The sequence below is a fragment of the Thermus islandicus DSM 21543 genome, assembly GCF_000421625.1.
In the GTDB taxonomy this organism is placed as follows: domain Bacteria; phylum Deinococcota; class Deinococci; order Deinococcales; family Thermaceae; genus Thermus; species Thermus islandicus.
Genome location: NZ_ATXJ01000001.1, coordinates 377,601 through 391,347, shown reverse-complemented (window position 1 = coordinate 391,347; position 13,747 = coordinate 377,601). Strand labels below are relative to the sequence as shown.

15 protein-coding genes and 2 tRNA genes are annotated in these 13,747 nt (G+C 69.3%); 9 read left to right on the top strand and 8 right to left on the bottom strand.

Features of this window, described 5'->3' with window-relative positions:
• Positions 1-247: 247 nt before the first annotated feature.
• The 3 genes from H531_RS0102115 to H531_RS0102105 all read right to left on the bottom strand — a co-directional run bounded on the left by H531_RS0102115 (position 248) and on the right by H531_RS0102105 (position 947).
• Positions 248-324: transfer RNA gene (locus H531_RS0102115), tRNA-Val, on the bottom strand.
• Between the two features lies 1 nt (position 325).
• Positions 326-400 (bottom strand) — tRNA-Glu (locus tag H531_RS0102110).
• A 79-nt stretch (positions 401-479) separates the two neighbouring features.
• On the bottom strand, positions 480-947 hold the full coding sequence (locus H531_RS0102105; RefSeq protein ID WP_022797713.1) for an FKBP-type peptidyl-prolyl cis-trans isomerase: 468 nt from the start codon (positions 945-947) through the stop codon (positions 480-482).
• Between the two features lie 151 nt (positions 948-1,098).
• Between H531_RS0102105 and cysK the strand changes: the two genes are divergently transcribed.
• A complete protein-coding gene (cysK, locus tag H531_RS0102100) occupies positions 1,099-2,013 on the top strand; it encodes a cysteine synthase A (protein WP_022797712.1) in 915 nt (304 codons plus the stop codon).
• Here cysK and H531_RS0102095 read toward each other — a convergent pair.
• From H531_RS0102095 to H531_RS0102080, 4 genes are read right to left on the bottom strand one after another with little or no spacing between them, the layout of a single operon-like run.
• Positions 2,010-2,669: an outer membrane lipoprotein carrier protein LolA gene (locus H531_RS0102095; protein WP_028490603.1), complete on the bottom strand. Its 660-nt coding sequence runs from the start codon at positions 2,667-2,669 to the stop codon at positions 2,010-2,012. The two genes, cysK and H531_RS0102095, sit on opposite strands and share 4 nt — an antisense overlap.
• A complete protein-coding gene (locus tag H531_RS0102090; protein WP_022797710.1) occupies positions 2,666-3,457 on the bottom strand; it encodes a hypothetical protein in 792 nt (263 codons plus the stop codon). The genes H531_RS0102095 and H531_RS0102090 overlap by 4 nt, the downstream gene beginning before the upstream one ends.
• Positions 3,454-4,575 (bottom strand): ABC transporter permease, encoded by a 1,122-nt coding sequence (locus H531_RS0102085; RefSeq protein ID WP_022797709.1) that lies wholly within the window; start codon positions 4,573-4,575, stop codon positions 3,454-3,456. The genes H531_RS0102090 and H531_RS0102085 overlap by 4 nt, the downstream gene beginning before the upstream one ends.
• Positions 4,572-5,432 carry an ABC transporter ATP-binding protein gene (locus H531_RS0102080; protein WP_022797708.1) on the bottom strand — a complete coding sequence of 287 codons (861 nt, stop codon included), beginning with the start codon at positions 5,430-5,432 and terminating at the stop codon, positions 4,572-4,574. The genes H531_RS0102085 and H531_RS0102080 overlap by 4 nt, the downstream gene beginning before the upstream one ends.
• 292 nt (positions 5,433-5,724) lie before the next feature.
• Here H531_RS0102080 and H531_RS0102075 point away from each other — a divergent pair, with 292 nt between their 5' ends.
• The 8 genes from H531_RS0102075 (at position 5,725) to H531_RS14430 (ending at position 13,241) form a co-directional block, all read left to right on the top strand.
• On the top strand, positions 5,725-6,387 hold the full coding sequence (locus H531_RS0102075) for a PspA/IM30 family protein (RefSeq protein WP_022797707.1): 663 nt from the start codon (positions 5,725-5,727) through the stop codon (positions 6,385-6,387).
• A 13-nt stretch (positions 6,388-6,400) separates the two neighbouring features.
• Positions 6,401-6,544, top strand: a complete 144-nt coding sequence (locus tag H531_RS14195) for a hypothetical protein (RefSeq protein ID WP_022797706.1) — start codon at positions 6,401-6,403, stop codon at positions 6,542-6,544.
• Positions 6,545-6,554: 10 nt separating this feature from the next.
• On the top strand, positions 6,555-7,199 hold the full coding sequence (locus H531_RS0102065; protein WP_022797705.1) for a hypothetical protein: 645 nt from the start codon (positions 6,555-6,557) through the stop codon (positions 7,197-7,199).
• Between the two features lie 7 nt (positions 7,200-7,206).
• Positions 7,207-9,054 carry a 1-deoxy-D-xylulose-5-phosphate synthase gene (gene dxs / locus H531_RS0102060; RefSeq protein WP_022797704.1) on the top strand — a complete coding sequence of 616 codons (1,848 nt, stop codon included), beginning with the start codon at positions 7,207-7,209 and terminating at the stop codon, positions 9,052-9,054.
• Entirely contained in the window at positions 9,041-9,655 is a 615-nt protein-coding gene (locus H531_RS0102055; RefSeq protein ID WP_022797703.1) for an MBL fold metallo-hydrolase, read from the top strand. The genes dxs and H531_RS0102055 overlap by 14 nt, the downstream gene beginning before the upstream one ends.
• Positions 9,652-10,656, top strand: a complete 1,005-nt coding sequence (locus H531_RS0102050; protein ID WP_022797702.1) for a hypothetical protein — start codon at positions 9,652-9,654, stop codon at positions 10,654-10,656. The genes H531_RS0102055 and H531_RS0102050 overlap by 4 nt, the downstream gene beginning before the upstream one ends.
• A gap of 70 nt (positions 10,657-10,726) precedes the next feature.
• Positions 10,727-11,635, top strand: a complete 909-nt coding sequence (locus tag H531_RS0102045; RefSeq protein ID WP_022797701.1) for a hypothetical protein — start codon at positions 10,727-10,729, stop codon at positions 11,633-11,635.
• 292 nt (positions 11,636-11,927) lie between these two features.
• Complete coding sequence (locus tag H531_RS14430) at positions 11,928-13,241, top strand: formate dehydrogenase accessory sulfurtransferase FdhD (RefSeq protein WP_022797700.1); 1,314 nt, start codon at positions 11,928-11,930, stop codon at positions 13,239-13,241.
• Here H531_RS14430 and moaC read toward each other — a convergent pair.
• Positions 13,238-13,711, bottom strand: coding sequence for a cyclic pyranopterin monophosphate synthase MoaC (moaC, locus tag H531_RS0102035; RefSeq protein ID WP_022797699.1), 474 nt, complete (start codon positions 13,709-13,711; stop codon positions 13,238-13,240). The genes H531_RS14430 and moaC overlap by 4 nt on opposite strands.
• Between the last annotated feature and the right edge of the window lie 36 nt (positions 13,712-13,747).

Genomic DNA, 13,747 nt, shown 5'->3' with positions numbered 1-13,747 from the left:
GCCAGCTGTCCCGGCTTCACCGTTTACGACCTGGGGCTCCACCCCGTCTCCACCACCTTCCCTATATGCCGCCTCTGCCCTGTTCTTCGGAACGGGGGGTCGTCACCTGCGTTCCCTTCAAAGGACCCAGGCGGGGCTTCCGGGCAGTGCGGCGGTCTAGGAAGCGGGCAGGGGCTATGGGGGTCAACCCTAGGTCAAAAAAAGGCGAAGCCCCCGGGGTCCTCCCAGGGGCTTCGCCTTCCCTTCGTGGTGGGCGGCAGAGGACTTGAACCTCTGTCCTCTCGCTTGTAAGGCGAGCGCTCTGGCCAGCTGAGCTAGCCGCCCATGGTGACCCCAGGGGGAATCGAACCCCCGTTTCGGCCTTGAGAGGGCCGCGTCCTAACCGCTAGACGATGGGGCCAGACGGGTCGGGGCGCGGAAGCGCCTGCCCACGCCCACCCAGTTTAGGGGCTTGGCGCTCCGGGTTCAAGACCCCCGCGCTAGTGGGTCGGGTCGCCCTCGTGCGCGTGGCCGTGGAGGATCTCCTCCTGGCTGGCCTGGCGCACCCGCACCACCTCTACCTCAAAGTCCAGATCCTTACCCGCCAGAGGGTGGTTGAAGTCCACGGTGACCTCCTCCCCCTGGACCTCCACCACGGTGAGGGGCATGGGGTTCCCCTCCATGTCCTGGGCGTAGAACTGGGCCCCAGGAGCCACCTCGGCGTCCTCGGGGAAGGCGGAGAGGGGCACCACCTGGACCCCCTCGGGATCGTGGGGGCCGTAGGCCTTTTCCGCCGGGACGTGGGCCTGGAAGCGCTCCCCCTCCTCGCGGCCCTCCAGCTCCTCCTCGAGGCCCCGGATGAGGTTCCCGTGCCCGTGCAGGTAGGAAAGCTCCCCCTGGTCCAAGACCTGCCCCTCCACCTGGAGGGTGTAGCGGATGGTCACTACCTTGTCCTGTTCTACCTTCATGCTCGTCCTTTCGCAAGCTGGGGTTCACCTGGGGTGGGGGCCCCGAAGAGGCTTGCTCCCCTCAGCCTACCAGACTCCGGTCCTTGGGAAAAGGACCTGGGAGGTTTTCCCCGTGCCCTGGCCGCAGAAGGCCAGGACCTATAGTGGGGGTATGCGGGTGGAAAGGATCATCGGAAGGACCCCGGTGGTGCGCCTCCATAGGGTGGTGGGGCCAGACATGGCCGAGGTGTGGGTGAAGCTGGAAGGGCTCAACCCCGGGGGGTCCATCAAGGACCGCCCCGCCTGGTACATGATCCGGGATGCGGAGGAGAAGGGGATCCTTAGGCCGGGCTCCGGACAGGCGATCGTGGAGCCCACCAGCGGCAACACGGGGATCGGCCTGGCCATGATCGCCGCAAGCCGGGGCTACCGCCTCATCCTCACCATGCCCGCCCAGATGTCCGAGGAGAGGAAGCGGGTCCTAAAAGCCTTCGGGGCAGAGCTCGTCCTCACGGACCCGGAAAGGCGGATGCTGGCGGCCAGGGAGGAAGCGCTAAGGCTCAAGGAGGAGCTTGGGGCCTTCATGCCGGACCAGTTCAAGAACCCCGCCAACGTCCGGGCCCACTACGAGACCACGGGGCCCGAGCTCTACGAGGCCCTGGAAGGGCGCATAGACGCCTTCGTCTACGGCTCAGGCACCGGGGGGACGATCACCGGGGTGGGGCGCTACCTTAAGGAGCGCCTCCCCCACGTGAAGGTCTTCGCCGTGGAGCCCGCCCGCTCCAACGTGCTCTCCGGGGGGAAGATGGGCCAGCACGGGTTTCAGGGCATGGGCCCAGGCTTCATCCCCGAGAACCTGGACCTTTCCCTCCTGGACGGGGTGATCCAGGTGTGGGAGGAGGACGCCTTTCCCCTCGCCCGGAGGCTAGCCCGGGAGGAGGGGCTCTTTTTGGGCATGAGCTCGGGGGGGATCGTCTGGGCTGCGCTCCAGGTAGCCCGCGAACTCGGGCCCGGCAAGCGGGTGGCCTGCATCAGTCCGGACGGGGGATGGAAGTACCTCTCCACCCCCCTCTACGCCGAGACCTAGCGGCGGACCACCTGGGCGTCCTTGGGGTAACGCTTGAGCTGGGCCGGGGTGAGGTTGGCCCGCTGGAAGCCCACCACCTGAAGGTCGGCCAAAACCCGACCCTCCTCGTCGCGGAAGAGGAAGCGGACCGGACGGGGGTCCTCCTCCAGAACCCAGAGCTCCATCTCCCGGAACCCCAGGTTCTCCCCGGGCTTGGGCTGGCCCAGGAGGCGGTAGGCGGGGCCCTGGGGGGTGGAGACCCGGCCCAAGAGCCTTAAGTCCAAGCGCTCCGCTAGGGCCTGGGCGTTGCCCAAAAGGGCGGGGTTGAAGCCCAGGCCGGGGACCTGGGCCTTCTCCTTGGAACTGATGACCAGTTGATTGGTCAGGTAAAGGTAGTTCCAGACCTCCTTGTCGGTGATGACGGTGAAGTTGCCCTCCAGGGAAGGGGGCTTGAGGAACTCAATGCGGAAAAGCCCCTGGCGGGAAATGGCGTAGACCCGGGCCCGGAACTCCTCCCTCCCCGCCTGGCCCTGGACCTCCCCCCGGACCTCCGCCTGCCAGGGCGCATCCAGGTTGCGCACCATCCGGCCGAGGATCTCCTGAGGGCTTTGGGCCAGGGCCAGGGAGAGAAGGGCCACGAGTCCAAAAACCTTCCTTAGCTGCGGTCGCTCCCTCACGGCCACCTCCAGGCGTAGCGGACCCAGGCGTAGGGGGCCCCCTCGTAGCCCGCCTCGAGGCCCAGGTCCCCCAGCCACGCCAAAAGGCTACCCGCCCACGGGTAGGAGAGGGTGAGGAAAAGGCTAGCCTCCCCTAAGTAAAGGCCGGCCTCGAGGCGGTTCACCCCCCCAAGGCGCAGGAGAAGCTCCAGGACCTCCCCCTCCTCCCCCACCTCCCCCTTCCAGCCCAAAAGGGCGTAGGGGAGGCCGGAAAGCCCCGCCCCAAGGGTGTAGGTGGCCCCTTCCCGAAAGGCGTAGCTTCCCTCCAGGCGCCAGGAGGAAAACCCGGGCTGGAGACCCCAGGAAGGGGGCCTCGGGGGGGTGCCGCGGGCGAGCTCCAGGCCCACCACCCCGCTGGCGGCGGGGCGGTAGCGGAGGAAGAGCCTCCCGAAGAACCCCTCCTCGGGGAAGAGGGGGTAGGCCCTTTGGGGCCGGTAGCCCAGCCTCCCCTCCAGGGCCAAGGGCCCGGCCCCGCCCTCCAGGAAGGCTGCCCCGCCCAAGCCCCCCTCGCCCACCTCCCCCTGGAGGCCGTAGGCCAGGAAGCCCAGAGGCCCCAGGGAGAGGCTTCCCGCGTAGCCCAAGGCCCCCCGGGGGAGGGCCAGGCGGGCGAAGACCTCGCCCTCCCCCAGGGCCCATCCGGCCTCCAGGGCCGGGACGGGCCCCGAGAGGGCGGCAAAGAGCCCGGCCTCGAGGCGCCCCTGGGCCAGGGCCAGGGCGCAAAAGGGGAAAAGGGCGAAAAGCCTTTTCATACCGCCACCTGCCTCTGGAAGCGGGCCGAGGCCAGGAAGAGCACCAGGCCGGAAAAAAGGGCCAGGGCCAGCAAGTGGGGCCAAAGCACCGCAAGCCCCACCCCCTTAAGCATCACCCCCCGCAGGACCTCAATGAGGTAGCGGGCGGGGACCAGGTAGGAAAGAAGCTGGAAAAACCGGGGCATGCCGTCCACGGGGAAGACAAACCCGGAGAGGAAGATGGTGGGGAAGGCGTAGGCGTAAGTGCCGAAGACCGCCTGCACCTGGGTGCGGGCCAGGGTGGAAATGAACACCCCCGCCGCCAAGGAGCCCAGGACGAAGAGGAACATGGCCAGGAGGAGAAGCCCCAGGCTTCCCCGCACCGGCACCCCAAAGACCCAGTGCCCCAAGGCCAACACCAAAAGGGCCACCCCGAAGGCGATGAAGAGGTAGGGGAGCACCTTCCCCAAAACCATCTCGTGGGGCCTTAAGGGGGAGGCGAGGAGGCTTTCCATCATGCGGCTTTCCGCCTCCCGCACAATGGAGAGGGCGGTGAGGAGCACGGTGAACATGGTGAGCACCAGGCCGATGATCCCGGGGATCATGAACCACGCCGTTTTGTTCTCCGGGTTGTAGAGGGTGTGAAGCTCCGGGCTCAAGGGGGGAAGCACCCTCTCCCCGGCCAACGCCCGGCTCACCAGAATGCGGGCGTTCACCTCCTGGAGGGCCTTCCTCAGGGCGGCCTGGGCCTGGAAGGCGAAGTTGGGGTCGGCGCCGTCCACGTAAACCTGGAGGGCCACACTCTCCCCCCGGCGCACCTTTTCCAGGGCCCCCGGGGGTACCACCAGGCCCACCCGGGCTTGGCCCCGATCTATGGCCGCCACCACCCCACCAGGGCTTTCCGCCTCCAGGGCCAGGCGGAAGACGCCCCCCCGGGTGAGTTCACGGAGAAGGGCTTCGCTGATACGGTCCCTAGAGACGTCGTAAAGGACCAGGGGGATGTCCCTCAGGGTGAAGTTGATGGCGTAGCCGAAGAGGAGGAGCATCAGGGTAGGTAGGAGGACGATGAGGCGGGGCAGGACGTGGTCCCGCCGGATCTGCAAAAGCTCTTTTAGCGCCAGGGCCAGGATGCGGCTCATAGGGCCTCCTTGGTGAGGAGGACGAACACGTCCTCCAGGCTGGGCTCAACCTCTTGAAACCCCGGCCCCAGGGGAAAGGAGGGCCGGGCGATGAGCCTCACCCCCTCGCCGCTTGGCCAGGCCTCGAAGACTCCCGGAAGCCCCCGAAGGGCCTCCAAGGAAAGGCCCTGGGCGAAAAGGAAGCGGGCCCGCTCTCGGGCCAGGGCCTTGAGCTCCTGGGGGGTGCCCTGGGCTAGGACCCGCCCTCCAAAGAGAAGGGCCAGGCGGTGGCACCGCTCGGCCTCGTCCATGTAGTGGGTGGTGACCAGGACCGAGGCCCCCCTCCCCGCCTCTTCGTGGATTAGGTCCCAAATGCTCCGGCGGGAAAGGGGGTCCAGCCCCGTGGTGGGCTCGTCTAGGAAGAGGACCTCCGGGCGGTGGACCACCGCCTGGGCCAGGGCCAGCCTTTGCCGCCACCCGCCGGAAAGATGCCCCGCCAGGATCTTGGCATAGGGCCGGAGGCCAAAGCGAAGGAGGGCCTCCTCCGCCAGGGCCTGGGCCTCCCCGGGGCGGTAGAGCCTGGCCCGGAAAAGGAGGTTTTCTTCCACAGTGAGGTCGCGGTAAACGCTCTGCTCCTGCGTGGCGTAGCCGATCCGCTCCTTCACCCGGTGGGGGGCCCGCACCACGTCCAGGCCGGCTACCTGGGCCTTTCCCTCATCGGGCCTGAGAACCCCGGTGAGGATGCGCACCAAGGTGGTCTTCCCCGCCCCATTGGGCCCCAGAAGGCCGAAGACTTCCCCCGGACGCACCGAGAGGCTGACCCGGTCTAGGGCCCTCAGGGCGCCGAAGCTTTTCACCACTTCTTCAGCATGGACCATACCAACGCTCCAAATGCTCTCGCCCATGGGCCTCGATGTCCAGGGGACCTCCCTAGGAAAAAGCGGGCGCCATGGGGGCCAGTGTGCCCCTACTCACCCCCATCCGGCGGGTCATCTCCTGCGTGGAGGCTTGGTGGTAGCCCCGTTCCATCCCGAGACCCCCAGCTGCCTGGAGAAAGCGGTAACACACCGTATCGGGGGCTGCAATAAGCCCATACTTGCAACCCCAGGCTACCTTTCCACCATCCTCCGGTCAAGGACCAGGTGTGGCATACTCTTCTTGGAGGCAGCCATGAACCTACTGGACCGCATGGGCCGTCTCATCCGGGCCAACCTCAACGACCTTCTGCGCCGGGCCGAGGACCCAGAGAAGATCCTGGAGCAGGCCCTTTTGGACATGAAGGAGGCCCTGAAGGAGGCCAGGGAGCAGGTGGCGGCCGCCATGGCCGAGGCCAAGCGCCTGGAGCGGGAGGTAGAAAGCCACGAGCAGGAGGCCCTCCTCTGGGAGGAGAAGGCCAAGGAGGCCCTGGGGGCAGGCCGGGAGGACCTGGCCCGGGAGGCCCTGAGGCGGAAGAAAAGGGCTCTGGATCTGGCGGCGGGCTTCAAGCACCAGCTGGAGGAGCAGAAAACCCTCACCGACCGCCTCATGACCCAGCTCAAGGCCCTCGAGGCCAAGATTGACGAGGCCGAGACCCGCAAAAAGCTGCTTCTCGCCAGGAAAAAGGGCGTGGAGGCGGCCGAGGCGGTCCGGCGCCTGGAATCCCGCCTGGACCAGCACCCGGCCCTCGAGGCCTTTGAGGAGATGGAGGCCCGGATCCTGGCCATGGAGGACCGGCACGAGGCCCTAAAGGCGCTGGACGGCCAGGACCTGGATAAGGAGCTTTCCGCCCTCTCCGCCGAAAAAGAGGTGGAGGAGGAGCTAATCCGCCTCAAGCGGGAGCTGGGCCAGGCCTGAGGCCCCCAAGGCGATGCCCCAGGTCCTGGAAGCCCTGCTCCTCCTCCGGCCCCAGGGGGGCCTGGCCCGGGGGGACCTCGAGGCCGCCCGCAGGCTGGAGGCCCACCTGGAGGAGCTACCGCAAGTGTTGGCCAGCCTACGGGAGGCCAGGGGGTAAACTCCGTACCATGAGGCGGTACCTCATGGCCCTTCTCCTCGTCCTCCCCGCCTGCGCTCCCCAGGTCGCCCAGGCCCCGGAGGCCCGCCCCCTCCTGCGGGAAACCGGCTTCTACCCGGCCACCCCTGGCCTGGAGTGGGCCTATCTCCCCGAGGGGGAGGCCCTTTCCTCCCCGCCCTACCGGGTGCGGGTGGAGGGTCCCACCGTCTTTTTGGGCCAGGAGGTCCTGCGCTTTCACGCCTTCGGCCGGGGGGAGGACCGGATCTACTTTCGGCAGGTGGGGCCTTCCGGGGTGAAGCTTTGGGGCTTCCAAGACCCCTCGGCCCGGGTGGCCTTCGCCCCGCCCCTTTTGGAGTACCCCCCGGAGGCCCTCCTCGCCGTGGGCTACCGCTGGGGGGGCAGCACGGAGGTGCGGGTGGAGCTCCTCACCCCCTCCGGCCAGGAACCCCTCGCCCAGGGGACCCTAAGCTACGAGATGGAGGTGCTGGAGGAGCGGGAGGTGCGCGTGCCTGCGGGCAGCTTCCGGATCTACCGCATCCGCCAAAGCTACCGGGACAGCCGGAGCCAGGACGTGCGCGAGGTCTGGTTCGCCCCCCGGGTGGGGGAGGTGCGCACCCGGGAGGGGCGCATCCTGGTGGAGCGGAACTTTCAGTGAGGTGGCCATGGTGCTGGAGCGCGTGAACACCCCTCAGGACCTCAAGGCCCTAACCCTGGAGGAGCTCCTTCAGCTGGCCGAGGAGATCCGCAGCGAGATCATCCGGGTTACGGCGCAAAACGGCGGCCACCTGGCGAGCTCCCTGGGGGCGGTGGAGCTCATCCTGGCCCTGCACCGGGTCTTTGACTCCCCTAAGGACCGGATCCTCTTTGACGTGGGCCACCAGGCCTACGCCCACAAGCTCATCACGGGGCGCAAGGACCGCTTCCACACCCTGAGGCAGGAGGGGGGGCTCTCCGGCTTCACCAAGGTCTCGGAGTCGGAGCACGACGCCATCACCGTGGGCCATGCCTCCACCTCCTTGGCCAACGCCCTGGGCATGACCCTCGCCCGCGACCTCATGGGGGAGGACTACCACGTGGTGGTGGTGATCGGGGACGGGGCCCTCACCGGGGGGATGGCCCTCGCTGCCCTCAACAAGATCGGGGAGCTCCAGAAGAAGATGCTCATCGTCCTGAACGACAACGAGATGAGCATCTCCGAAAACGTGGGGGCCCTCAACAAGTACTTCAAGGAGCTGCAGATCCGCAAGTGGGTCCAGGACGCCGAGAAGCTGGGCAAGCAGATCCTGGAGCGCATCTCCCCCCAGCTCTTCGGCCTGGTGGACCGGGCCAAGGAAGCGGCCAAGCTCCTCCTGCACCAGGAAAACCCCTTTTACGCCTGGGGCATCCGCTACGTGGGCCCCGTGGACGGGCACGACCTCAAGGGCCTGGTTCACATCCTGGAGCACCTCAAAGCCCTGGAAGGCCCCACCCTCCTCCACGCCGTCACCCGGAAGGGCAAGGGCTACAAGGTGGCCGAGGCCGACCCCATCTACTGGCATGGCCCCCCGGGCTTTGACCCCAAAAAGCCGGAGAAGGTTTCTAAGGGCTACTCTTGGAGCCAGGCCTTCGGGGACGCGGTCACGGAGCTCGCCCACCTGGAGCCTAGGCTTTTCGTCCTCACCCCGGCCATGCGGGAGGGCTCGGGGCTCGTGCGCTACTCCCTGGAGCACCCCGAGCGCTATCTGGACGTGGGGATCTGCGAGGACGTGGCCGTGACCACGGCGGCGGGGCTCGCCCTTCGGGGGATGAAACCCATCGTGGCCATCTACTCCACCTTCCTGCAAAGGGCCTACGACCAGGCCATCCACGACGTGGCCATAGAGAACCTCCCCGTGGTCTTCGCCATAGACCGGGCGGGGATCGTGGGGGCGGACGGGGCCACCCACCACGGGGTCTTTGACATCGCCTACCTGAGGACGGTTCCCAACTTCCAGATCGCCGCCCCCAAGGACGCCCTAGAGCTCAGGGCCATGCTCAAGAAGGCCCTGGAGGTCGGGGGCCCCGTGGCCATCCGCTACCCCCGGGACAACGTGGAACGGGCCCCGGAAGGCGCCTGGCCCGAGATCACCTGGGGCAAGTGGGAGGTCCTCAAGGAGGGTACGGAGGCCTACATCCTGGCCTTCGGCAAGACGCTCCGCTACGCCCTCGAGGCCGCGGGGGACGACCCCAGGGTGGGGGTGGTGAACGCCCGCTTCCTCAAGCCCTTAGACCGGGAGATGCTAAGAGAGCTTTCCCGCTACAAGCTTCTCACCGTGGAGGACCACCAGAGGATGGGGGGCTTTGGGAGCGCCGTGCTGGAGGCTTTGAACGAGATGGGCCTGAGGCCAGAGATCCGGATCCTCGGTCTTCCCGACCGCTTCTTTGAGCACGGGACGATCCCGAGCCTCCACCGGCAGGCGGGCATAGACGCCGAGGGGATCCGGAAGGCCCTTCTGGAGATGGGGGTGGGCCAGGTCCGTGAGCGGGCCTGAGGTCCTGCGCTTCGCCGCCAACCTCTACCGCGTTCCCCTAGGGGAAGGGTACTTCCTGGTGGACGCGGGCCTCCCCCGGGAGGCAAGGCGCCTATTGCCCCTCCTGAATCTGCCCCCAAAGCTCCTCTTCCTCACCCACCACCATCTGGACCACGCCGGCGGGGCCAAGGCCCTCTGGGAGCGCTTTGGCCTTCCCGTCTTGGCCCACCCCCGGGAGTGGCCCTACCTCACCGGGGAAAAGCCCCGCCCCCCGCTACCCATCCCCTTGCTGGGGCGAAGGCTCGCCAACCTCGGCCCCCCCCTTCCCCGGGAGGCCTTGAGGCCCGCGGAGGAGGGGGAGGAGGTCTTTGGGTGGCGGGTGGTGGCCCTTCCTGGGCATACCCTGGGCCAGGTGGGCCTCCTCAGGGAGGGGGTCCTCCTGGCAGGGGACGCCCTGAGACGAGGGGGCCTTCCCCCGAGGCTCATCAACGAGGACGACGCCCTGGCCCGGCGCACGGTGCGCAGGATCCTGGATCTGGGCGTGACGCGGGTCTACCCAGGCCACGGGGAGCCGCTGGACCGGCAGGAGGTGGAGGCCCTGGCCCTTAGACTGGGGGTATGAGAAAAGCCCTCGCCCTCCTTTTCCTGGGCCTTGCGGCCCTGGCCCAAGAGGTGGTGGTCTACCCCGGCTTCGCCGAGGTCAAGGAGCCCGTGGTCCTGCCCCCCTCCACCTGGGTGTACCTGGCGGGGGAAAGGCTCTCCCGGATTCCCCAGGGCTCCTTGCGCCTTCTGGGGGTGGAGGAGACCGAACGGGTCTACCAGGGGGGCGCGGTCCTCTTCCGCTACCGCGGGGAGGGGCAGGCGGTGCTCCGCTACCTCTACACGGGGCTTTCCGGGGAGGTGTTCTACACCCTCGAGGGCGGCCCCCTCTCCCCAATGCGCCTCACCGCCTGGGCCCGCCTCCGCCTCGAGGGGGAGGCCCTGGAGGCGAGGCGGCTCACCCTCCTCGCCGGGGAGGCCTCCCTTCTGGAGGCCCGGGCACCCCAGGCGGCCCTCCGCGCCCTGGGGGAGGCCTCCCCAGGGAGCCCCTTCGGCCTCTTCCGCTACGAGCTTTCGGGCAGGAAGCTCCTCCCCGGCACCACCGAGATCCCCTTTCTGAAGGCGGCGGTGGCCCCGGAGCGCCTCTTGCGTTACCAGGCCCCCTTCCGCACCGACCGGCTTCTCCCCGTGGAACGGGGCTACCGCTTCCCGGCCCCCTTCCCCCTGGCCCCGGGAACGCTGGAGGTTACGGAGGGGAGCCTCTTCCTGGGCCAGGCCCCCATGCCGCCCACCCCTGAGGGGGAGCGGACGGAGGTCTGGTTGGGACGGGACCTCGAGGCCCGCCTCGCCCGCCGGGTGGAACGGGTGGGGGAGGGGGAGAAGGAGGTCACCTATCGGGTGGAAACCCGCCTGGAAAACCCCTACCCCTATCCCGTCGCCCTCCTCCTCTCCGAAACCTTCCCCAGGCCCTTCCGCCTGGACTTCCCCGGGGCCGACCTTCTGCCCGAGGGGTACCGCCTCGAGGTCTCCCTCAAGCCCAAGGAGGTCCGCACCCTGGTCTACCGCCTCACCCTCCCCCGCTGAGCCCCCACCGGGCCAAGTCCCTTCGCCTCCGGGGGCCCCCACCCCCGGGCCCTCGGGGATAATGGCCTTGATGGACCCCGGGTTCCACCGGCTCTACGCCCGCCGCCTGGCCTGGCGCTACCGGCTCCTCCTGGCCTTAGGCCTAGCCCTCCTGGGCCTCCTTGACCCCGGCCTGGCCCTGGCCTCCCCCCTGGCCCTCCTCCTCCCCGCCCGGCCCTTTGAGGGCCGGGCCCTCAGGGCCATCGCCCGGAAGAGCCTGGCCTACCCCACGGCCCTGGCCTACGGGGAGGAGCGGCTCTGGCAGGAGGCCAAAAAGGTGCGGATGGAGCCGCCCCCCTTCCCCACCGGCCTCCTCCTCGCCTACCTCCTGGTCCTCCTCCTCGCCCTGGCCCCCTGGAAACCCCTTGAGGGGGAAAGGCCTGAGCCCAGGCAACCCCCGGCCACCGAGGCCCCCGCCTTCGGGAAGGACCGGGGTTCGGCGAGGGAGGCCTCCCCGGCGGGAGAGGCCAAGGCCCCGCCCCGGGAAGCCCCCGCGCCCGGAGCCGAAGGGCCAAGGGGCAAGGATGGGGCCCAAGCCCCCCGGGAGGGAACGAAGGGGGAGGAGGGCCCACCCTCGTCCGGCAAGGGACAGGAGGGCCCCTCCTTAAAAGCGGGGCGAACGCCCCCCGCCGGCAACCCGGCCCAAGGCCCCGCTGGGGAACGCCTAGGAGGCGCGCAGGGGAAGCCCCCCGGGGAGGGCCAAACGCCCCTCCCCACGCCGGGAAAGATCCCTTCCGGGCCGGAGGCGGGTCTCCTCTCCCCGGGCGGGGAGGGAGGGAGTGGGGACCTCCCGGCCCCCTGGCCGGGAGGCCGGCCCCCGGAAGGGGTGCGGCGGGGCGCCGAGGTGTACCTGGAGCGCACCCCCCTTCCCCCGGAGGCCCGGGAGCTCCTCAGGCGCTACTTCGGCCTGGAAGGTGCTCCGGCTCCCCCTGCCCCCTAGGGCTATACTGGGGGAAAAGCCCACCCCGGAGGAACGGGATGCCTAACCCCTTCTTCAGCTGGCCCAAAGGGTATGTCCGCCCCCCAGGCGGGGCCTGGCCCCCGAGCTCTAGGCGAGCCACCTCCCCCTCACCCACCTGGAGAACTTCCAGGAGATCTTCCGGGCCCTTTGGGAGAACCGGGACCGCCTGGGCTACGCCTGGCGGATCCTTAGGGACGGGGTCTGCGACGGCTGCGCCCTCGGGACCTCGGGCCTGGAGGACTGGACCGTCCACGGGGTCCACCTCGGCAACGTGCGCCTGCGGCTCCTCCGCCTGAACACCCTGCCCCCCCTGGACCCCAGGGTCCTGGAGGACGTGGAGGCCCTCAAGGGCAGGCGGAGCCGGGAACTCCGGCTCCTCGGCCGCCTCCCCTACCCCATGCTCCGGCGGAAGGGGGAGCGGGGCTTCCGGCGGGTGTCCTGGGACGAGGCCCTGGGGCTGGCCGCCGACTACCTGAGGCGCCACCTCCCCGACGGAGCCTTCTTCTACCTTACGAGACGAGGCACGCCCAACGAGACCTACTACGCGGTGCAGAAGGCGGTGCGGGCCCTGGGGTCCAACCACGTGGTGAACCCCTACCGGGAGCCCGGGATGGCGCGCTACTTCGTGCCCTCCGCCCGCGCCCGGAGCTCAAGGACCGCTTCCGCTTCGCCTCCACCGCGGAGATCCGCGAGAGGGCAACGTCCTCGTGGACCCCAAGGCCCGCTCCCCCCTGGCCCACATCCCCGCCTACAAGGAGATCCTCGCCCGCCTCTGTCGGGGCGAAACCGAAAGCCCCCCCGTTCTCCGGCCATGAGGGGAAAGGCCAGGGTCCAGGTGGCCCGCCTCGAGGGGGGTGGGTGGCGAGAGGTCCTGGACGAGGTAGCGGTTGAGGCCCCCCTGGAGCTCCGCCTCCGCTACCGCGAGGAGGTGGCCCCCCTCGGGGTCATCCTCCGCACCCCGGGGCAGGACGTTGAGCTGGCGGCGGGCTTCCTCTACACCGAGGGCCTGGTTCGGGACCCCAAGGAGATCCTGGCCATGGCCCCCTGCACGGACGGAAGCCTCCCCCCGGAGGAGCGGGGGAATGTCCTGCAGATCTTCCTACGCCACCCGATCCCCCCTTTCCGCAGCGCCGCCTGCGGCGCCTGCGGCCGGGGGGAGCTTCCCGACCCGGCCCGCCTGGGTTTCCCCGCCCTCCTCCTCACCCTGCCCGAGCGCCTCTTCCGCTCCACCGGGGGCCTCCACGCCGCCGCCCTCTTTGACCGGGAAGGGCGCCTCCTCGCCCTCCGGGAGGACGTGGGCCGTCACAACGCCCTGGACAAGCTCATCGGCTGGGCCTTCCTCGAGGGGAAGCTCCCCCTCCACGACCACCTCCTCCTGGTGAGCGGCCGGGCCGGGTACGAGCTTTTGGTCAAGGCGGTGGCGGCGGGTATCCCCGTCTTTTGCGCCGTCTCCGCCCCCTCGAGCCTAGCGGTGGCGGTGGCCCAGGCCTACGGCCTCACCCTGGTGGGTTTCCTGCGCCCGGAGCGGATGAACGTTTACACGGGCCTTGAGCGCCTCCGGCCCCAAGAAGGGCCGCGCCCCTAGTCGGGGCGGCGCCAGGGGCCGCTTTTGCCCCCCGTCTTCTCCAGGAGCTGGACCCTGGAGATCACGAGGCCCTTGGAAGCGGCCTTGAGCATGTCGTACACGGTGAGGGCGGCCACGGCGCAGGCGGTGAGGGCCTCCATCTCCACCCCGGTCTCCGCCTTGGTGCGCACCACCGCCTCTATCCGCACCCGCCTTGCCTCCCGCTGGAGTTCCACCCTCACCTCCACCCCGGTGAGGGGCAGGGGGTGGCAGAGGGGGATGAGGTCCGGGGTCTTCTTGGCGGCCAGGATCCCGGCCAGCTGGGCCACGGCCAGGGGGTCCCCCTTCCCCACCCCGCCCCCCTCCAACGCGGCCAGGGCCTCCTCGGTGAGCTCCACGAAGGCTTCAGCGGTGGCGGTGCGGTAGGTGGCGGGCTTTTCCGTCACGTCCACCATGTGGGGCCTGCCGTCCTTGAAGTGGCTGAGGTCCATGGCTCCAGTGTAGGGGGGCGGTGGGGTCCAAGCCGG